Below are 19793 nucleotides of genomic sequence, written 5' to 3'. Positions count from 1 at the left end.
CCCCTCAAAGTTGGTTTAACTTTGAGGGGGTTTTTGTAAGTTCATATAAATCTATTGTATCGGGTTAATTAAGCTACTAATAAACCACAAAATTGCTAGATAAGGCTGAGGTCCCTGAATTCTTCGCAACAGTTAGGATATATATTGAATACGAAACACCTCTCTCAAAAGCTTTACCCGCTGTATCAACATTCAATACTATTGGCGTTTTTCTAGGATCGGCTGATGTTGACACCTTTATTGAATTAGTACTTACTTGATTCGCAGTTGCCAAATCAATGTTTGTAACGCCTTTCACGGCCATTACGGTATACGAGGCAACATTCGTCTGGTCATTCACTTTGTCAAAGTAGACCGTAATATTACCGTTAACATCTCTTGCAGCGGCCAAATAAGTAACTGCCGCTACAGTGACCGGTGCACCTAAACTCACTTGTCCAGATGCTGCAGAGAGAGCATTGACCGTATTTACTCTTCCATCGGATACAGAAAGAACAAAGACTCTATACGAAACCCCTCTAGTGATTATATTTCCACTTGTATCTGTAGCTGTGCTAGATAAAGCTTGACGTATATTGGTACCTTGCTTAACTACCCTAGTATAATTTTTACTTGTAACTGAATTAGCTACCGGTAGAGTAAACCCGCCATAGCTATCAGCCCGAACAACCATGATTCTGTACTCAGAGATGTAATTCTCATTAGAAGCTTTGTTAAAAGTAACTTCGATATCCCTACCATCACCGAAATTATTAATTATACTTGCTGCCACATTCGTAGGTGCGACAATGGTTGAGTTCAAAGATAACGAAATAGCAGAAGAACTAGAAGACAGTGTATTACTTGAGCTTCCGTTACTTACAGATAATACAAAGACCTTGTAACTCACACCATTCTGAATAAGTGCACCATATATATCTCTTGCATTGGATGAAAGTATTTGCGTAAGATTGTACCCTGTCTTATTCACTTGTGTGAAATTGGCACTGCTTACGGCATTCGCTGCTGCTAAATTAAAAGAACTTGAGTAGGAGGATGGCACGATCATCACACGATAATGGCTAATGTTTGACTCATCGCTTACTCGGTTAAATGCTACCGACAGATCACGTCCATCACCATAATCATTAACATCACTAACGCTAATATTCGTTACAGTAACATTGCCATTATTACTTAATGTGATTGCCGAAGATGCTGCAGATAGCGTATTTGTACCTGAATAACTCCCTGTACCAACCGCTAATACAAATACCTTGTAACTCACACCATTTTGAATACTTGAACCATCCACATCTCTTGCATTTGAGGCTAATATCTGGCTAATATTAGATCCTGTCTTATTGAACTGCGTGTAATTAGAGCTACCCACTGCATTCGCTGCTGTTAGATTAAAAGAATTAGCATTATTAGCTTTGACTACAAATATCCGATAAGCACTGATCGTACTCTCATTCACAATTTTATTGAAGTTAATTCTTAAATCTCGTCCATCTCCGTTGTTACTCACATCTGTAACACTTGTAATAACAGGTGTTGTGATGCTGTTATTGGTTAATGATATCGAGGTGGAAGCTGATGATAATTTATTAGAAACATTCGCTATGTTGCTCACGGACAGTACAAACACTGTATAAGGCACATTGCTTTTAATCACTTCACCCGAAGTGTCCCTAGAAGATGAAGATAACGCTGTTGTCAATGTAGAACCTGATTTGGTCACACTAGTATAATTCTGAGACGCTACATTATTTGCTGTCGCAATGGTGAATTTACTAGCATCGCTCGTCTTGACAACCAGAACACGATAGTTAGCAATATCTCCATCGCTTGTAGGTTTAGTGAAAGTAACGGATAAATCTCGTCCGTCTCCGTAGTCACTCACATCACGAACAGCGACACTGTTCACAGCTAATACAGATTGATTACTACCTACTGTAACAACCGCCGAAGGACTGGAAAGTTCACTTGATCCACTCCCTTTAGCAACGGTTAATACAAATGCCGTATAGGATTTATTAGTGCTAATAAGTTCCCCATCCACATCTCGCGATTGAGCAGATAAAGTGATGGATGAATCTTGGCTACCTACAGCTACCCTTGTATAATTGTTAGCTGAGACTGCACTCGCTTTGCCTATGTTAAACGCTGATGTATTGGCTGATTTCACTATCAGAACACGATAATGATCTATATTTACTTCACTGCTTGGTTTAGCAAAGCTAACCCTTAGATCACGCCCATCTCCAGACTGCCCGATAATTTGAGCTGTAACGTAAGATACCCCGCTCACACTCTCGTCTGGAGCAGAAGTGGTAATGAACACACTACTCGTTGACTTATTCCATATGACTTCATCGCCCATTGCTTCACTAACAAAACGTACGGGAACCATCGTTCTACCCTTTTTTGATTGAGCTGGAACATCTAAATTAACCTTAACATTGTTAATTGTAGCTGTCTTAGATCCTAGCTTCAGCACAATGGTTGTCCCATCCTTCTTTGCTGTTACCGTCTTCGCCTTTTGATTCCAGAATACCTTTGCATCTAAGGCTTCAAAAATAGCTCTTAAAGGTAGCATCGCTCGATTCTTAATCATCATTGGGGCTTGATCTGTAGATAACTTTACACCATTGATATAAATACTTATAGCTGGAGCCGCCTGTACTTGAGACTGAAATAAAACCGATACGATCATGATACTTGCAATTAGCATGGATAATATTTTGCGCACACTTTCATCTCCTTATATTCACTTTTCTACCAACATCTTTTGTACCAACATCTTTTGTACTTCTATTCTAACGTAAAAACGAAGCTAAATGTTTCCAATTGTGTTAATAAATTTTTAGTCTGCATTATATAGAAATTTACCTTCAACCCAATATTACCCAATGTATATTATTTCAAAACATTAATAGTCATACTCTACAAGAAATATAAGGATCGGTAAGACGATAAATGAGGCCAAGGTTGTCCATAAAATACACTTCGATACTAACTTAGGCGAGGCATTAAACTTATCTGAAAGAACAACAGCATTGACTGCTACTGGCATGGACGCCAGAATCAATAGGACTGAGAAAAGAACACCCTCTACATTCAATATATATAGCACAAACCAGGCAATGAATGGTGATAATAATAAACGAATCCATAACCCCGCCCAAAAGGCCTTTTGCATGCCCCGATCTAATTCCGCGTTGTTCACACTAGCCATCTGAGCTCCCAGTATCGTTAACACGACGGGTGCATATGCGTCAGCAACCATATAAATCCCACTCGCTACACCTATAGGGACATGTAAATCGCAGATCCGCACTAGAATGGCTACCCATGCAGCATAGACAGCCGGGAGCCTAAAGACCGATTTAATGGCATCTCGGGTTGAAAATTCAGAGCGTGCAGCAAAGTACACCCTATCGTATTAACGATAATCATTTGGCCGACCACATACACGGATGCTTTATCTAATCCAAGCTGTCCTAGTGTCAGTAATACTAAGGGAAGTCCATAGTTCACACTGTTCGTAAAGGTTGCAATTAACGTCAACCCAGCGCGCTCAGGTGAAGGCAACTTCAACAGTTTCCCTACGACATAAGCCACTCCCCACATCAGTAGCAGATTAAGGATAGAAAACGCCGCCGTTCTATAGATATCATTGAGAGAAATATCCGCAGTTAATAACGTGTCTAATAGAATAGCTGGGCTTAGAACATATAAATATAATGTCAACAAAGGCTTAGTATCCAAATTCTTGAATACTCGAAGCAGAATACCTACGATAACCGGTATCGAGATCGGCACGATGACTTGAACAAGCGTAGATAAAACCATTGGGATCATCATTTCTAGCCTAACTCCCTTTCTATCAAAAACTGTTTATAAGCCTACTAAATAATCATTGAACTGTCTAAGACCAAAAACCTATTTCATTAATAGGAAGTAGAACTTTTATACATGAAAAATCAATAAAAAAACAGGACAAGCTCATCGCTCATCCTGTTTCGTTGAATTAGATAGTTCCCGTAATGTTATACTTATTGATTCAATGCTTTCTTCAACGCCTCTAAATTCTGACGCATGATGCCTATATAATCAAGCTTATTTGCTTTATCCTCATCTGTAAGCCCCTCGATCGGATTCAGAACAGCAGACCCAGCGCCAATCTCTTTAGCGATAGTCTCAGCTACCTTAGAAGAAGCTAATGTCTCAAAGAAGATCGTTTGAACATTGTTCTCCTTAGCAAACTTCACTATTGTGGCCATATCCGCTGCGGATGGCTCTTGTTCCGGAGATAGTCCAGCAATCGCTATTTGCACGAGATTATATTCTTTAGCTAAATATCCAAATGAAGCGTGTTGTGTAATGAAATCCTTACGTTTAGTGTCATTCAAACCACTTTTGAAGTCTTGATCTAACTGTTCCAGCTTCACAATGTATGCATCCGCATTTTTCTTAAATTCATCTTTGTGTTCCGGTGCAGCTTCAGAAAGCCCACTTTCGATATTACGCACTTCTTGAATAGCAAGTACTGGAGACAACCATACGTGTGGATCTAGTCCACCATGATTATGAGCTTCTTCCTCCTCGTGTTCATGAGCCTCTTCACCCTCATGATCGTGAGCTTCTTCTTCCTCTGAACCCTCCATCGTAGTAATACCATGACTAGCCTCGATTTGAATTAACTTGTCATTGTTTACTGCAGACGTTACTTGATCCATCCAACCTTCTAGACCAGCACCATTATAGACAAGTACATCGGCATCTTGTATTTTGGCGAGATCCCTCGGTGTAGGCTCCCAATCATGAGGTTCGATTCCTGCAGGAACTAACGATTCTACATCAGCCAAATCTCCAGCTACAGTCTTCGTGAATTCGTACATAGGATAGAAACTCACCTGTACATTTAATTTATCGCCAGATGCTGAAGTATCTCCACTCTCAGCTGGAGTATCCGTTGTACTTGCATTCTTCCCACTATTTGAACCACAACCTGATACGACTAAAACGATACTGAACAACAATGCTACAACCACTTGTTTACTTAATTTCATCTTTATACACAATCCCCTTTTTCTTTTCACATAAAACCTTATCTATATAGACTATCAAAGGACTTAATCTTAATCCTTTTGTCTTGGCATGTTCAATTATCTAGTCTCCCGATGGATCGTGACCTTCTTTAAACGAGGACTATATTTCTTCATTTCTAAACGTTCAGGGTGATTTCGCTTGTTTTTAGTCGTGGTGTAATTACGATCTCCACACTCTGTACATGCCAAAGTTACGATAACACGCATGTTGCCACCTCCTTAAATATAAGAAACCACGATATGTAATCGTAAACATTACGAATAAATATGATTTTACTTACCATTTTAACTATTGTCAACCCTATTACATGAAATATTTACTCTTCTTAGCGTACAAACCCATCTATTTTCCAATCATCGTCGTATATATTACCCTAAGTAATTAGAAGTATGAACAGTAATCTACTTAGCACCGATGTTATCCGCTATCTGCCAAGCAGAGACACGGCAAATCTCGCCCCTAGTTCTTTCCTAAATATCCATAAGATATCCATAAGGTAACCGCGCAGGCAGTCATATTTAGTATTTAGACAAATGTCTGATTCAGTTCTTCAACAAGCCATGGTAGTGGGTTCTCAAAACCGGACCAATCTTGTTTCATCTCCACTTCATCAAGCAAACAAGCATCCAGTGCTAGTTCAATCTTAGATTGTTCCATACCTATACCAATAAATACGACCTCATTCATTCGATCTCCCCACTGACTATCCCAGTTCTGAAGTGCATCCGGTTCATTGTTGAACACTTCTTGTTGTTCCGCATCCGTCATAGCAGCAAGCCATGAACCTGCCGCTCCAAATTGAATAGAGGGACCGGCTTGGCTTAAGCTGGCAGCAAAGTCCTCTTCCGTAGCGATCCATACCAGACCTTTGGCCCGAACGACCTCTTCTGGCCAATCTGACATGAACTCCGCCAATCTTTGCGGATGAAAGGGTTGGACCCGCCGATATACAAATGAACTAATCCCATACTCATCCGTCTCAGGGATATGATGCTCTTGTTGAAGCTCTTGAATCCATCCGGGTGCTAGACTTGCCTTATCGAAATCAAATAAATTGGTATTCAGAATTTCTGTTGGGTCAATCTCGCCTCGAACGGTACGTATAATTTTGGCATCTGGCTGTAACTTTCGAATAATACCTTCCAGCTTATTTAATTCGTTCTCCTCGACCAAGTCACACTTATTTAGGAGCAGAACATCGCAGGTCTCAATTTGGTCAATTAACAAATCCACGACATCACGAGTGTCATCTTCTCCTGTCGCTTCATTACGATCCAATAGACTCTCTCCCGATGCGAAATCATGCCAGAATCGATTCGCATCCACAACGGTAACCATGCAATCCAGCTTGGCATACTGCGTCAGATCAATTCCTGACAATTCGTCAGCGTAAGAGAACGTCTGGGCAATAGGTACAGGCTCGCTAATCCCTGTAGATTCAATCAATATATAATCAAATCTGCCTTCCTCAGCTAGAATTTGGACTTCTTTTAATAAATCCTCACGTAATGTGCAGCAGATGCAACCGTTGGACATCTCTACTAACTTCTCTTCGGTACGCGAAAGAATAGCCTCACCTTTCACAAAATTTGCATCAATATTAACCTGACTCATGTCGTTCACAATGACAGCTACCTTCAACCCGTCCCGATTATGCAGGATATGATTGAGCACAGTTGTCTTACCAGAACCTAAATATCCGCAGAGGACAGTGACGGGGATTCTTGTTGTATTCATAAAGTTCTCCTTTCAATACTCACTTAATAGTAATAATTACGATTTAATAAAATATAATATATAATTCCTTGTTGCATTTGTCAACTTATGAACATAAGAACCTATGAATAAAACAAAAAAAACTCCCAACGTGAATGTTAGGAGTTCCAATAAGCCGTTATTATTTATTTAGGTGGTACGGTACCGTAGTAATGACAATATCTTTTTGATTAATTAAGAATGTACGAATAAGTAAACTCGATTGATTGTGTAGAATATTCTGCCACCAATGCTTCGTAATGAATTGAGGAATGACAATCGTAATATGATCTGTCGCAGCTGTTTTCCATTCAATCGTCTCAATGAACTTCAACAAAGGACGTACCACACTCCGATATCGTGAACGAAGAACAATCAGTCTTACGCCCGGATTCCATTCGGCCCATTTTTGTTCCATCTTCTGTATTTCTCCCTCATCAAAACCAATATAGACTGCAACCACATTGTCTGACATCGAGCGAGCATAACTTATCGAATTAAGCACAACACGTGTGACTCCTGAGACAGGAACTAGAATGGTACTTCCTTTAATAACCGGCTTATCTGTATCCAATTGGATACGTAACTGGTCTGCCGTATTGAGATAATGACGATGGATTCGCATGAAGAGAAGCATCACAAGCGGTAGGAAAATAAACACCATCCAAATATGCGAGAATTTCGTAAAAATAAAAATGAGTGTGATAGTAAGGGTAGTGATCATACCGATTGTATTAATCGTAAACCGTAACCCCCAGCCAGGTGGCTTGCTTCGATACCAACGGACCATCATGCCTAACTGTGACAGTGTAAAGGGGATGAATACACCCACCGCATAGAGCGGAATTAGACCTTCTGTATTCCCGTGAAATACTGCGACCAGTACAGAGGACAATACACCTAGAATGATGATCCCATTAGAAAACCCTAGGCGATCACCACGAACCATGAACATATGTGGCATAAATTTGTCCTTAGCAAGCATAAAAGCTAACAAGGGAAATGCCGAATACGCAGTATTTGCTGCTAGAAACAGAATAAGTGCAGTAACGCCTTGAATTGCAAAGTAGAGCCCTCCACGTCCGAATACTGATTCAGCAATCTGAGATACAATGGTCGCTTTCGGATCTGGTGTAACGCCGTACCAATAGGCCAGTAAGCTAATACCCGTAAACATGGCACCTAGAATTAGCCCCATCATGACTAACGTCTTCGCTGCATTACGATCTGAGGGTTGCTTAAAATTCGGAATTGCATTCGATACGGCTTCAACGCCGGTCAGAGCTGAACACCCCGAACTAAATGCCTTCAATAGTAGAAACAGACTTATATTCGATACAGCGGCCCCAATCTCGGGAATATCTGTATGAATACTACCCGTTACATATTTGAACAACCCCGAGATAATCAAGACAAAGATAGACACCACAAACAGGTAGACTGGAAAAGCGATAAAAGAAGCGGCTTCCGTAACTCCTCTTAAATTAACAATTGTTAACAATATAATGACCGTTATCGCGATCAATACATTGTGATCATGAAGCTGTGGAAATGCAGACGTCAGCGCATCTGTCCCTGCCGATGCACTGACAGCGACCGTAAGAATGTAATCCACTAAGAGTGAACCACCGGCCATCAGTCCGGTGGATACACCTAAGTTATCCTTAGCCACGATATATGCTCCCCCACCCATAGGATAAGAGAAGATCGTCTGACGGTACGATAGAATAAGGATCGCTAATAGTCCCAGTACAGCTAGTGAAATGGGAAGCGAATACCATATAGCAGTAAATCCAGCCGCCATCAGCACAATCAGAATCTGTTCCGTACCATACGCGACCGATGATAATGCATCTGAGGAAAGTACCGCAAGTGCTTTAAACTTACTTAATTTCTCATGATCAAGCTCATCTGATTTCATTGGACGACCGATTAATAATCTTTTTATTTTGCTGACCATTATCGTTAAACCCCTTCTTTTACAAGTAGAATCAGCCATGCTGTGCGCCAATTTAAGAAGGTTCTCTTGCGGGTCCTGTCCTTTAAACATACAGAGATCTGCATGTCTAAACATAGGTCATGTAACCACCCAAGCTTACGAGGTTAGCTGTCGGATTCGGGCTGTGGATTAGCCCTACGTATACAATACGATTCACCCCATTGGCATGATGCCAAACTATTGGTTCCCCCGCTTTTCCTAACGAAAATTCAGCGCTATTCAACTTATCACGAGAGTTAATTCTAAGGCGCACGAAGTTAACTGTAAACTTCCAAAAAAAGAAAAAAAGGAAGGAAAAGGGATGTAATTTGACTGAAAGAACCATGTAATACATGAATCTCATTCATTATCACGTATTATCGCTTTAAAGCTAATGATTATGAGTAAAAGTGACTAGTCACAGAAAAGACATCTCATTTATTCTCTATCGCACCTTAAATATGGGATAATTTATTAAATATATTGAAAATTCAGTTGATATTACCGATAATAACAAATGAAGTCACTTATTCTCGACTTGTCATAAGAATGACAATCACACAAATTCAGCAACGGGGGAATGAAATAACCATGTTCAAAAACAGAATAATCTCAGCACTACTAGCCTTTATCTTACTGGGCACTCTCGTATTTCCAGCAGTCTCTTCAGCAGCAGCAACGCAGAAGTCAATTGAAGAGGTTAACACAATCTCGCTTGAAAAGAACAATCCTGTGGTGACTATAAACACAGCCGGAGAAAATGACTTTAACTCCGAAGATTATTACTCTGATTACGACGACACATTCACGGACGAAGACGAAGAAGAGTACGAATATGATCCAGAATTTGCAGAATTTCTTGACTATGCCGACCAACTTGAATTGATTGCTTCATTTGAGAATAAGGCCATTTCAAGTTTTGAAAAATATGCCTATGTAAACATCACGTCTAGTAATCGCAAACAGGCTTTTATCACTCTCAACAACTCTGTTGTCCCTAATTACACTAAATTCGTAGTCGCTTTGAAGAAGATTAAACCAACAAATACGACCTTAAAGAACATACATGCTACATATATTAAGGGAGCCTCTTTACAGCTCCAAGGCCTTACGTTAATGAAAAATTCCCTTTCTACGACCAAAATTAATAGTAAATTATTCTATCAAGCGAATAGCAAATTAGATACGGGTCGTACACTGGTCAGTAAGTATAGTAACGATATCGATTCTTATGTAGCTAAATTTGAATACTAATGAGTGAATCTTTATTCAATCAGTGATCTCTATTTGAATATTTAGTAAAACTATTAAAGTAGGAACAGTCTTTACCGATAATGACATAAGAAACTACAAATATATAACGAAGGAATGATCTACGAATGAGTAAGAACAGAATAATAATGACACTACTAGCTTTTATCTTGATTAGTACCCTCGTATTTCCAACTGTATCCTCAGCAGAAACTACAGGAGGGAACTCAACAATAATTGAAGATACCGACACCACAGAGGATCTTTATACCGATGAGGAACCTGAATATGATCCGGAATATGCAGCGCTTCTTGAATATGTAGATGCACTTGAATTAATTGCTAAATTTGAAGATAAAGCCGTTACTTCATACACCAAAAATAATAGATATGTAACTGCTAGCAATCGCAAACAGACCTATGCAGCTTTCAATAATACCATTATCCCTAATTACACTAAATTTGTAGTGGGTTTGAAGAGAATTAAACCTACGACTCCCAAATTGAAGCAAATTCATGACACTTATATCAAAGGTGCATCATTGCAACTTCAAGCCTTTACTTTGTTCAAAAAATCTCTCGGTTCAGCAACGATCAATTATAAGACATTCGATCAGGCTAACGTTAAGCTAGCCGCTGGCTACAAGCTTGTTGATAAATATATTAATGACTTCCAAGCCTATATAGATTTATTTGAATAGTTCGCAATGAAACAACACACTTAACCAAGCGGTATAAAGAACCAGAGTGCTCTTCACTCTGGTTCTTTATATTTCAATCTATACAAGGTCGTAACGGATAGTCAGTACTACTTTCAATCCGAATCTCACACTTGGGAATGGAGTAAACTTTATCTTCTTACTCCTAATCTATACGCTTCACAAAGGATCGGATCATCCATGTTAAAAGAAAGATATGTAAGACAAGCCCCATGCTAAACGAACTCAACGCTGAAAAGGGCTCATTCAAGATTGCCGCCATATAACATTTGGCCGGCCAGAACGTGGGCACCCACATCCCTAGTACCTGCCAAGGTTCTGGAACAAATGCAACAATGATTGGTCCAGCAATAAGGAGTCCATTCACCTTAGATAGAGCCAAACCCTCTACTTTATTCGCAGCAAAGGATGCCAGAAGTAACGCTATACATGGCGCCTCTAACGCAAGTAATATAAGTGCATATCCACTCTCTACTTGAACCTTAGCGATTCCAGATAATAAAAAGAAAAGGACTATAAAGAGTATAGACAATACACTTGGCAAAAACAGCCGATAGCATAAATAACCTTTACGAGCGAGTGGCGTAATCGCGTAATATGCAATGATGTTCTCATCGCGTTCGTCCAACATAAGTAAACCAGCCATCGTACCCGGCAACAAAGGTACGATGGTCAACAGAAAAATGACAGCAAAATCAGTATAAGTGCTTAAAGTAAACGTATACCGCTGTTCTACCCATTCCGATATCATTGGAAATAGAACCCGCGCAAAAGCGATAATAGCCATAGGGCCTAGCAAGCTGGCCATCAGCATAGGATCCTTTAGGATATGTCTAAGATCATTGATAAGTAGCATTCGATACTTCGCCATCTTATTTAATCACCATCCCCTATTTTTAACAGAATCTTCTGCTGGAAGGAACGGTACGCCCAATAGAAAACCCCCACGCTTGCAAGAAGCAGAATGACTAATGCATAAACAGTCTCCCACAGCGAAACGTACCGATAAGAGGATTGCAGCAGCAACAGTGATCCTTCTGTAGGGAACAGGAAATACAGTTCCTTTCTCCCGATTCCGAAGAAACCGAACAGCGGTATCACAAAAGGTAAAGAATATAGCTGTGAGAGGAGTATAAACCCATTAATGGAACGGGTACGCACCACAATTCCAATAGATAACAGTGAGAACAGGACTGAAGTGAGAAATACTCCTAAAGAAAAGCGGATTGGAGCCACGGGTACCCCCAGTGAAAAGATATGAATGACCCAAGCTGCGGTAAGTGATAGTAATGATAATGAAATAGCTTTAGCTAGTAAGTACTCAAGCAGCCGCAAGGGTGTCACGAATAAGCTGTCATGAATACCCTGATCCTTCTCGAGCAGTACAATACCACCCGCTAGAATCAGCCCCAATGCACTTGGATCTGAGAACGTTAATAACATCGTTACCGTTTCCTTATGTTCAGCTGGAATGAAGTGAATTAACAGTAAATATAGGACACATACCAACATATAGACCCAGTAAAGCCCATGTCGCCATTGAAATCGTATATCGTTCAGTACCGCATTCATGGCTCTCATTTCAAGGTTCTCCCTGTCACATCCATAAATATTTGTTCCAACGTTGCCTCCAACGAATGTATGGTCTCTACTGAATAATCGCGAATTAAACGTAAGAAGTCCTCATTCTGTCCAATCCCCTCCATGGAGAACTCTTTCGTTCCCTTTTCAAGCCCTATTCGGTACTCAACTCGTATTCTCTTCTTCCCCTGCCTTAACTTTAATGCTCTTGGGGAGTCAATCAACTTGATCTGCCCATCTACTATGAAGGCTACCCGATCACAGAGTTCTTCTGCTGCCTGCATATTGTGTGTAGTGATGAGTACTGTCTTTCCGGCATCCTTTTTTTCCAGTATCATATCTTTCATGATTTTGGCGTTCACGGGATCAAGCCCTGAGGTAGGTTCATCTAGAAATAAGATGTCTGGATTATGTAATAAGGCACGGCAAAAGTTAAGCCGCATCTTCATCCCCTTAGATAGTTGTGAGACCTTCAAGTTCGCTGCTTCCTCAAGACCCACTAGTTCCAACAGAAGCATTGGATTCTCCGTATGCCCTGCATACAGCGACCCGAACATCCTTAAATTTTCAAGCGCAGTGAACTTATTGTAGAAATTAGGGAATTCAAAGGCGACACCAATCCGTTCATAGTAATCGGGACCAATCGCCCGGATCTCCTTCCCTAACACCTGGACCTGACCCTCATAGCGCTTCAGCGCACCTATCAGAATTTTTTGCAAAGTGCTTTTACCGGCTCCAGAGGGACCTAGAAATCCGAAAACCTCCCCAGCCCCTATAGAGAAATCCAGACCATGCAACGTCCTTTTAGTTGTTCCAGGGTAAGTAAATGTAAGTTGTTTCACTTCTATCAAGGGTCGACTCACTCCTTCTGTTTCCCTACTAACTCAAGACAGCTTCAACCTTAATCATTGACCAAATAACTTGTCATCATTTCCATAAATAGCTCCATGGTTTGTGGGTAGACATCTTCTCCAATATCTTCTCTGTTAATGACAGTAAGAATGATCATTCGGAATAATCCAGAGACTGCCATGGGATCACATGGACGAAAAACACCCTGTTTCGTGTAATCCTCTACCATCCGAACAAAATAATCATCATCCCGTTTCATATGCTGCGCTATTTTCTCTTCTGGTAATTTTCTGATTAAATACTCGAAATCTTCTTTAGAGAAATTACTTAGAATCGGATTCGTCTCAAATAGTTTGAAACATTGTCGCAAAAACTGTTTGAATCCTTCCTTTGCCGACATACCCGGTTGCAGAATGCTTCCTGAGATCAGTTCTCTCTGTTCAGCTTCCAACTGTTCCATGACCTCGAAGCATAACTCATCCTTTGAATTATAAAATTGATAAAAACTACCTTTCGATATTCCGGCCGCTTTCGTTAGATCTTCTACACTCATTTTGCGAAAACCGTGGGTGGCCATGAACTGTTTAGCTGCTAAAATCAACTTTTCATTTATCCGCTCTTTTTCAATTTTCGAGAATCCTTTTGGCATAATATGCTCCCTTTATTTATTACATATGACTGATTTAGTTTTTATAGTCATATACATAATATAATATTTTCCATTTATTGTACATCACTAAAATCAGAACTGACCAGATGTTTAGTGTTTACCGCGGGCGAAGGTCATGTCTCGGTACTGCCAGCCTTGATCAGCCGATGCTTAGGATTCGCATTGAGTCCAGTATAAATACTAGTTATTCGAGCACGACTAGAAATCGATAACGATGAGCCTTATTGGTCATGGAGAAGATTGAACGAAATAGCTTTATCAGCACGAAACAGCCGGTTGCTCATGCAATCCGGTTGTTTTATTTTACCATTCACATTTATTCCCTTAGCTAAATAAGTTGAGATACCACCATTTTTAAAGACGAGGGCAAGACTTTTTCTCTAGACCCACACGTATCCTATCCAGTATGATTCTTAAGGACATATAAATCGGAGGGAATACGACTTGGATGCTTATAGCGAAATTAAAGAAGGAGAAAAGGGAGCATGGGTAAGCATCATTGCTTATATATGCCTTTCAGCTCTTAAATTATGGATTGGATTCCTCTCAGGTTCTCAAGCTTTACTCGCTGACGGACTCAACAATACAACAGATATCATGGCATCATTCGCCGTTCTCATTGGTTTAAAAATATCTCGCAAACCACCAGATCATAACCATCGTTACGGACACTTTCGTGCAGAGACGGTAGCTGCACTCGTGGCCTCATTCATTATGATCGCTGTTGGTATTCAGGTGTTATATCAAGCTGTTCAGAAGTTCTTCCAGCCGACTTTAGAGACGCCTAATATGTTAGCTGCATGGATAGCACTATTGTGTGCCGTGGTCATGCTCTTTGTTTATAGATACAATATTCGTCTTGCCAAAAAAATTAATAGCCACGCCATTACGGCGGCGGCTCAGGATAACCGCTCTGATGCGCTAGTCAGTCTAGGAGCATTCATAGGTATCGTGGGTTCTCAATTCGGGTTACCTTGGCTAGATCCTCTAGCAGCGACCGCTGTTGGCCTCATTATCTGTAAGACCGCATGGAGTATTTTTAAAGATGCTTCAACGGCCTTAACAGATGGTTTCGACGAGAAAGAACTAGATAAAATTAAACAGACGGTTGCGGGCACCCCAGGCGTTGAGTCCATAAAAGATATTAAAGCTCGGATCCATGGCAATAATGTCTTGGTTGATGTTATTATTCAAGTTAATGGCGACCTGAACGTAGTCGAGAGTCATGACATTACAGAAGAGGTAGAAGAACGCATGCTAATGGAGCATAATATTTCACATGTTCATGTTCATATTGAGCCCGTTGAAGCAATTTCTTAACATCGTTACACCTAAAGTAACCCCCAAGCCCCATGCTCCATGAGGTCACTGAAAAACTTTCAGTTTTATTCTTAGTAAACTTATGCAAGATAAAAAAGGCGACTTTTCGTTTAAAATGTACCCAGTAATTGCTGGAACACTTGCTCTAAGCTTCAGCTTAATGGGAAGTGCGTCTGCGGAGACTAATTCAGAGAAGGCAGCAGATATTCAAATTAAAGCTAGCGATATCCGATTTTACAATACGCTTCCTAGCACATCAGAAATAGAGAAAGAAAAAGGTCTTATTGAACACAAAGATGCTATTGAATTGGTCGGGCACCAATTAAGTAAGGATGGTATTGCTCTCAAAACGGACATAGAGAATGTGGAATATCAGCAATATGTACTCTCGTTAGGAACGGCTTTTGAACTATTTCCTTCTGAGGATATGAGTAAAATAGTAGAATATGTGAAATTCATAGATTGGTATGAAAACTATGAACTTAATGAACAATTGAAAACATATCAAAATCAGCTTAAAAACAACGTAACACTTTCCAGTGCAGAACTTATTGATTTTAATGGTCTTTTACCGATTGCTTCAGATGCTCCTTCTACATCTAATAACAAAACAACTAGTAGGAAAGAAAATCTTGATTCTTTCACAACAGAGGTTAGTCCATTAGCCGTTTCCGCAAATGGATATGACAATTTAAAAGCCCGTAAATATGCTTATGATTGGTGGAACAAAAGAAACCCCACGTATTCAACCTATTATGCTGAAAAAGAGGGCTGTAATGTAGCAAGTGCGTCTTGTTGACCAAGATGGAATGATTGCACTAATTTTGTATCCCAAGCGCTTTATTCAGGAGGAATGAAATTTAGAACAGGTTCCAGCTACACCAGTGATGATGCATGGAAGTTCGGACCTCTCGTACCGACTCATACATGGGGTGGAGCGCAAAAATTTTATAATCATTGGAGTCAAAGAGCTGGCGTTGCATCAAGTATAACCGATTTACAGACGGGTGATGCCGTAAGTGCTGACTTCGGTGCTGATGGGAGTATCAATCATACAGCTATAATCACAAAAAATACAGGCAACAACGCGAGTAATAAGGCTTTAACCCAACACACAACTGACAAAATGGAAAAAAGCACACTCCAAAATTGGTATAACGTTGGCTATAAGGTATATGGATACGAAATAGACAAAGCTAGTAATTAAAGCACAACGCCCCCACTTTCAGAGTAGGGGCGTTGTTTTCTTTATTCGTCTAGTCCTCAAGGTTGGCGATTCCTTCATTCAAGTCGTATATCACGTAAAAATGATTCCATTGCTGCATGGTGACGATTTCTTCCCTACCGTCTTTCTCGAAAAAATAACCCGATCCCTCCTGTTGACTATATACCCATCCTTCTCGTTCCATGCGTGACTTTAACAGCTCCTGCGGATAATCCTGTACTTTCGTGAGATAGCGTTCTTGGCCGGTAATAACGCTATCTATCCGAATAACAGATTTACCAGTTGATTCTAAACGATACATTTGTTTCACATTGTTGTAACCAACGTTGTTGAGATAAGCTGCCGCTACTATGACTATAAGAACAAGAAATCCAATAAAACCAAAGATAACGATCCTCCATTTTTTTTCATCTAGGGTTCGCCTCCCAACTTAGAAATTACTTACATAATAATTAGACGGACATAGATAGAAATAGTTTCTAAATAAAAAAATCGAATCGAAGACTAGTCTTCTCCTTCTATCCTTTCATACAGATCCGTCAAGGGTATAAAATTTTGCCTGAATTACAGATTAAAGCTTTAATGTAATTACATGAGGGTCGCGTATGCCCAGCGGGCAAATATCATTTATGCGTTCGATTGTAATGGTGGAAATATACCTTCTCCTCTGAATCTTCGAATACAAACTGGGGTAGTTGTCTTCTATATATTGGTATGTATTTCCTTCCAGTATGTCTAGTAAACATGGCATATATAAGCACCCACATATCGCATAAAATAATTAAATCTCATAAGTTTTACCGGCCAGGTTTCCTAACTATCAATCCATTAAGTCCAAAAGCTAACACACAAACCCATGAAATATATTGATAATGTCTTGTCTGGATCAAATCCCAAAAGCTCAAAAAAAGTTCAAAAGTACCGAGGTAAATCCACCAACAAGAGCTCTTACACTGCCAATACCTTGAACCCCCGGGGTCGCTTGAGATTTAGGGACGGTAAACTGGGGGATACGAATATAATCACTATAATGTTTTGATCAAACAGATAAGGGTAATTCCAGCGTAGTGACACTACCCGCAAGCTTTTGGTAACACAGAAAGGGTGCTGGCGAATAAGACCTCGTACGAGGTCGACAAGGATCTAGAGATTTCCAATCGTACTGTTAGTCGTTATCAAAATAGTACGTCCGACCTGAGTAAAGCGGAACTGAACAGTAAAAATATTATACAACTACTATTTAGAGGAATTAGGTAAAATGGATCGAGAAGAGTTATTTAGTAGAGCGTTGGCCGTCTTAAATAAGATAAGTATACGGCACTTTGAAAAAGGATGCCTGCGTAAGTAAAGCAACGCTCTATAATAATCCAGAGATCGTGTGCGCATTGAATCACTTCGTCAGCTGCCAGCAACCTTCAGGTATGGGTCACCTTGTTTCATCCATTTTTCAAATGCAGTCCAGGTACTCACATAATTTTGAATCGTCTTGTCTGCTTTTCCCTGTTGTTTAAAATGATCCAAAAATTTGTTGAACATTTAAAATCCTCATTTCTCTAAAATATAGAGGACGACGAAATTATTCATTCTTATGAAACAGTCCAATGCAATCTCTACTATTCCATTTTACGACATTTCGTCGTCCTTTGTATAGAGAAGACGACGAGTTGACAAAAACCAATAATAGAGCCGCAACGACTACTTCTATTATATGCGATTTCACCAACCAACTAACTATTACTATTTATGTGAATAATATTACTTTATGGGTGTCAAAGCTTCCATGATACAATATAGGAACATTTGTTCTTTTTTTTAAAGTGAAGGTTGTAAATAACTACCTTAATATCTCTTTATAGGTAAGAGGGGTGTCTTCTAAAGGGGTGATCATCATAACTACGAACGAAATTGTTAATCGTCGCTTCATTAAATACATGGCCAGCCTTATTCACTACAACTCAATAAACTATGACATAAAAAGAAAAGTTATATCTAATCGATACCCTCTTATCCTTGAAAACAACGACCTCTTAGAATCCACATCACTCGCAGAAGAAGTAGAAATACTATCTCATGATCTAATAGAACACATTACAGATGAATCTCTTTACAAAGCGTATGTATCTCTGTCAGTGCAGCAACAGAAGATCTTGTCTCTTGCTTATCTGAAATATCTAACTGATAAAGAAATAGCTAAGCTTTTAGGATCCTCACAGCAGAATATCTCAAAGCACCGTTTAAAGGGTTTATCTAGTTTACGAAGGGTTCTAACTGATATAGAAAGGAGGTAGGATGCAGTGAATGAAATTGATTTATTTGGATTAATTGCTAATTTAGGATTTCCTATCGCCATTACCTCTTACCTACTCGTTCGTTTTGAGAGAAAAATACTAGAGCTAAGCGAAGCTATTACTAGCTTAAAAGATGAATTACGTAAAAAATAACAGTATAGGTGGCGGACTTCATGATGACTTCACTATTATTAAAGGTTCAACTAAACGACGATAAAGAAGCCATGGCACAGATATTAGAAGCTTTCACCCCAAAAATAATAAGCTCTCTGCGTCAGGTACCCGTTGATTATCGTGAGGATCTAAAGCAAGAACTGTATGTCAAGATGATAGAAGTTATAAAAGGGTTTGACATAGTGAATTAACTAAATTTCAAGATTGGTTGTAAAATTAGCTGCTCTTATCTCTTTATAAAGTGTAAGACGCCACAAGGCGATTAAATTTTAGGAGGAATTATTTATGGCAATTGGTGATCCACTTAATGCAAGAAGTGATCTTTACGGACGTGACAGCGTTGATTTGTTGGCTAGAACTCTTTTAGGTGAAACTGAAAATGACTCAGAATCGCGTGCTGGTGTTGCATGGGTTGTTAATAATCGAAAGGCTGATACAAAATACGAATTCAAAAATCAGAATAGTGTCGAAGCGGTTGTACTTGCTACATCTGCCTTCTCTTGTTTTAATCCAAGCGATGTTAACTTACAAAAATGCCTCAAGCCAAATACTTCAAGTGCAGTTTGGAAAAACTGTGTTGCCTTGGCTCAAAACATGGGAACAAACCCAATTGGCGACAAACTGTTTTACACTCAAGTCGATCTTTTCAACAACAATAGCAAAACTGAAAATGGGAAACTCTTATATAAAATGAGTGGTACATGGGTAGTTATCAGTTCTAAGATCCTGAAAGGTCAACACATGTTTTTCAATTATGAGCACTAATGAAAAAAGAAGCTGACCCATTTGGGCAATGTCATTAAGTTAATTTCAAAGACAAGAGCGAAAATAAAAATGGAATCTGAAACGGCATGGGGAAAAGTCCTGTGCCGTTTGTTTTTTG

The 19793-nt window shown here is 39.6% G+C and carries 19 protein-coding genes, 2 pseudogenes and 1 riboswitch; of the genes and pseudogenes, 9 read left to right on the top strand and 12 right to left on the bottom strand.

The features are described from left to right. Positions 1 to 76: 76 nt before the first annotated feature. From J2T13_RS16850 to J2T13_RS16825, 6 genes and pseudogenes are all read right to left on the bottom strand, one after another. The gene (locus J2T13_RS16850; RefSeq protein WP_429373321.1) at positions 77 to 2734 is read right to left on the bottom strand and encodes a stalk domain-containing protein; all 2658 of its coding nucleotides are present in this window, start codon (positions 2732 to 2734) and stop codon (positions 77 to 79) included. 180 nt (positions 2735 to 2914) lie between these two features. After that, positions 2915 to 3846: pseudogene (locus J2T13_RS16845) on the bottom strand (AEC family transporter). 194 nt (positions 3847 to 4040) lie between these two features. Next, the gene (locus J2T13_RS16840) at positions 4041 to 5057 is read right to left on the bottom strand and encodes a metal ABC transporter substrate-binding protein (RefSeq protein WP_429373319.1); all 1017 of its coding nucleotides are present in this window, start codon (positions 5055 to 5057) and stop codon (positions 4041 to 4043) included. Positions 5058 to 5153: 96 nt separating this feature from the next. After that, the gene (rpmG, locus tag J2T13_RS16835) at positions 5154 to 5303 is read right to left on the bottom strand and encodes a 50S ribosomal protein L33 (protein WP_153978553.1); all 150 of its coding nucleotides are present in this window, start codon (positions 5301 to 5303) and stop codon (positions 5154 to 5156) included. Positions 5304 to 5622: 319 nt separating this feature from the next. Then, the gene (locus tag J2T13_RS16830; RefSeq protein WP_429373317.1) at positions 5623 to 6834 is read right to left on the bottom strand and encodes a GTP-binding protein; all 1212 of its coding nucleotides are present in this window, start codon (positions 6832 to 6834) and stop codon (positions 5623 to 5625) included. 160 nt (positions 6835 to 6994) lie between these two features. Further along, a complete protein-coding gene (locus J2T13_RS16825; RefSeq protein WP_429373315.1) occupies positions 6995 to 8812 on the bottom strand; it encodes an APC family permease in 1818 nt (605 codons plus the stop codon). A 117-nt stretch (positions 8813 to 8929) separates the two neighbouring features. Further along, a riboswitch (cyclic di-AMP (ydaO/yuaA leader) is annotated at positions 8930 to 9076 on the bottom strand. A gap of 303 nt (positions 9077 to 9379) precedes the next feature. On the opposite strand from J2T13_RS16825, the gene J2T13_RS16820 reads away from it, so the two are divergent. Continuing rightward, positions 9380 to 10084, top strand: a complete 705-nt coding sequence (locus J2T13_RS16820) for a hypothetical protein (protein WP_429373313.1) — start codon at positions 9380 to 9382, stop codon at positions 10082 to 10084. Positions 10085 to 10209: 125 nt separating this feature from the next. Further along, positions 10210 to 10782 carry a hypothetical protein gene (locus tag J2T13_RS16815; RefSeq protein ID WP_429373311.1) on the top strand — a complete coding sequence of 191 codons (573 nt, stop codon included), beginning with the start codon at positions 10210 to 10212 and terminating at the stop codon, positions 10780 to 10782. Between the two features lie 163 nt (positions 10783 to 10945). On the opposite strand, the gene J2T13_RS16810 is transcribed toward J2T13_RS16815, so the two are convergent. Genes J2T13_RS16810 through J2T13_RS16795 form a run of 4 tightly spaced genes read right to left on the bottom strand, consistent with a single transcriptional unit; the run spans position 10946 to position 13882 of the window. Continuing rightward, positions 10946 to 11671 (bottom strand): hypothetical protein, encoded by a 726-nt coding sequence (locus J2T13_RS16810; protein WP_429373309.1) that lies wholly within the window; start codon positions 11669 to 11671, stop codon positions 10946 to 10948. A 5-nt stretch (positions 11672 to 11676) separates the two neighbouring features. Next, complete coding sequence (locus J2T13_RS16805) at positions 11677 to 12381, bottom strand: ABC transporter permease (RefSeq protein ID WP_429373307.1); 705 nt, start codon at positions 12379 to 12381, stop codon at positions 11677 to 11679. After that, positions 12378 to 13232 carry an ABC transporter ATP-binding protein gene (locus J2T13_RS16800; RefSeq protein WP_429373305.1) on the bottom strand — a complete coding sequence of 285 codons (855 nt, stop codon included), beginning with the start codon at positions 13230 to 13232 and terminating at the stop codon, positions 12378 to 12380. Before J2T13_RS16800 ends, J2T13_RS16805 begins: the two co-directional genes overlap by 4 nt. Positions 13233 to 13282: 50 nt before the next feature. Beyond that, the gene (locus J2T13_RS16795) at positions 13283 to 13882 is read right to left on the bottom strand and encodes a TetR/AcrR family transcriptional regulator (RefSeq protein ID WP_429373303.1); all 600 of its coding nucleotides are present in this window, start codon (positions 13880 to 13882) and stop codon (positions 13283 to 13285) included. 465 nt (positions 13883 to 14347) lie between these two features. Here J2T13_RS16795 and J2T13_RS16790 point away from each other — a divergent pair, with 465 nt between their 5' ends. The 3 genes and pseudogenes from J2T13_RS16790 to J2T13_RS16780 all read left to right on the top strand — a co-directional run. After that, entirely contained in the window at positions 14348 to 15223 is an 876-nt protein-coding gene (locus tag J2T13_RS16790; RefSeq protein ID WP_429373301.1) for a cation diffusion facilitator family transporter, read from the top strand. Positions 15224 to 15305: 82 nt separating this feature from the next. Next, entirely contained in the window at positions 15306 to 16022 is a 717-nt protein-coding gene (locus J2T13_RS16785; protein ID WP_429373299.1) for a hypothetical protein, read from the top strand. A 21-nt stretch (positions 16023 to 16043) separates the two neighbouring features. After that, positions 16044 to 16430, top strand: a pseudogene (locus J2T13_RS16780) (amidase domain-containing protein); the annotation flags it as partial. Between the two features lie 49 nt (positions 16431 to 16479). Here the strand turns inward: J2T13_RS16780 and J2T13_RS16775 are convergent. Then, positions 16480 to 16758 carry a hypothetical protein gene (locus tag J2T13_RS16775; RefSeq protein ID WP_429373297.1) on the bottom strand — a complete coding sequence of 93 codons (279 nt, stop codon included), beginning with the start codon at positions 16756 to 16758 and terminating at the stop codon, positions 16480 to 16482. 1088 nt (positions 16759 to 17846) lie between these two features. After that, the gene (locus J2T13_RS16770; protein WP_429373295.1) at positions 17847 to 17984 is read right to left on the bottom strand and encodes a hypothetical protein; all 138 of its coding nucleotides are present in this window, start codon (positions 17982 to 17984) and stop codon (positions 17847 to 17849) included. 395 nt (positions 17985 to 18379) lie between these two features. Between J2T13_RS16770 and J2T13_RS16765 the strand changes: the two genes are divergently transcribed. From J2T13_RS16765 to J2T13_RS16750, 4 genes are all read left to right on the top strand, one after another. Then, positions 18380 to 18736 (top strand): sigma factor-like helix-turn-helix DNA-binding protein, encoded by a 357-nt coding sequence (locus J2T13_RS16765; protein ID WP_429373293.1) that lies wholly within the window; start codon positions 18380 to 18382, stop codon positions 18734 to 18736. Between the two features lie 6 nt (positions 18737 to 18742). Further along, positions 18743 to 18889 (top strand): YvrJ family protein, encoded by a 147-nt coding sequence (locus tag J2T13_RS16760; RefSeq protein WP_429373291.1) that lies wholly within the window; start codon positions 18743 to 18745, stop codon positions 18887 to 18889. A gap of 20 nt (positions 18890 to 18909) precedes the next feature. Next, positions 18910 to 19101, top strand: coding sequence for a helix-turn-helix domain-containing protein (locus J2T13_RS16755; protein ID WP_429373289.1), 192 nt, complete (start codon positions 18910 to 18912; stop codon positions 19099 to 19101). 94 nt (positions 19102 to 19195) lie between these two features. Next, positions 19196 to 19675, top strand: a complete 480-nt coding sequence (locus J2T13_RS16750; protein WP_429373287.1) for a cell wall hydrolase — start codon at positions 19196 to 19198, stop codon at positions 19673 to 19675. The last annotated feature ends 118 nt before the right edge of the window (positions 19676 to 19793 follow it).

This window comes from Paenibacillus sp. DS2015 (genome assembly GCF_050433705.1).
Taxonomy (GTDB): Bacteria; Bacillota; Bacilli; order Paenibacillales; family Paenibacillaceae; genus Paenibacillus_AQ.
Note: the sequence above shows the minus strand (reverse complement) of the source record. Positions and strands in the feature narration are given on the sequence as shown.

What these genes read in the sequence shown, in the direction of transcription:
- J2T13_RS16840 (WP_429373319.1), bottom strand. Translation starts at nt 5,057, where the DNA reads ATGAAATTAAGTAAACAAGTGGTTGTAGCATTGTTGTTCAGTATCGTT.
- rpmG (WP_153978553.1), bottom strand. Translation starts at nt 5,303, where the DNA reads ATGCGTGTTATCGTAACTTTGGCATGTACAGAGTGTGGAGATCGTAAT.
- J2T13_RS16830 (WP_429373317.1), bottom strand. Translation starts at nt 6,834, where the DNA reads ATGAATACAACAAGAATCCCCGTCACTGTCCTCTGCGGATATTTAGGT.
- J2T13_RS16825 (WP_429373315.1), bottom strand. Translation starts at nt 8,812, where the DNA reads ATGGTCAGCAAAATAAAAAGATTATTAATCGGTCGTCCAATGAAATCA.
- J2T13_RS16820 (WP_429373313.1), top strand. Translation starts at nt 9,380, where the DNA reads ATGACAATCACACAAATTCAGCAACGGGGGAATGAAATAACCATGTTC.
- J2T13_RS16815 (WP_429373311.1), top strand. Translation starts at nt 10,210, where the DNA reads ATGAGTAAGAACAGAATAATAATGACACTACTAGCTTTTATCTTGATT.
- J2T13_RS16810 (WP_429373309.1), bottom strand. Translation starts at nt 11,671, where the DNA reads ATGGCGAAGTATCGAATGCTACTTATCAATGATCTTAGACATATCCTA.
- J2T13_RS16805 (WP_429373307.1), bottom strand. Translation starts at nt 12,381, where the DNA reads ATGAGAGCCATGAATGCGGTACTGAACGATATACGATTTCAATGGCGA.
- J2T13_RS16795 (WP_429373303.1), bottom strand. Translation starts at nt 13,882, where the DNA reads ATGCCAAAAGGATTCTCGAAAATTGAAAAAGAGCGGATAAATGAAAAG.
- J2T13_RS16785 (WP_429373299.1), top strand. Translation starts at nt 15,306, where the DNA reads ATGCAAGATAAAAAAGGCGACTTTTCGTTTAAAATGTACCCAGTAATT.
- J2T13_RS16770 (WP_429373295.1), bottom strand. Translation starts at nt 17,984, where the DNA reads ATGTTCAACAAATTTTTGGATCATTTTAAACAACAGGGAAAAGCAGAC.
- J2T13_RS16765 (WP_429373293.1), top strand. Translation starts at nt 18,380, where the DNA reads ATGGCCAGCCTTATTCACTACAACTCAATAAACTATGACATAAAAAGA.
- J2T13_RS16755 (WP_429373289.1), top strand. Translation starts at nt 18,910, where the DNA reads ATGATGACTTCACTATTATTAAAGGTTCAACTAAACGACGATAAAGAA.
- J2T13_RS16750 (WP_429373287.1), top strand. Translation starts at nt 19,196, where the DNA reads ATGGCAATTGGTGATCCACTTAATGCAAGAAGTGATCTTTACGGACGT.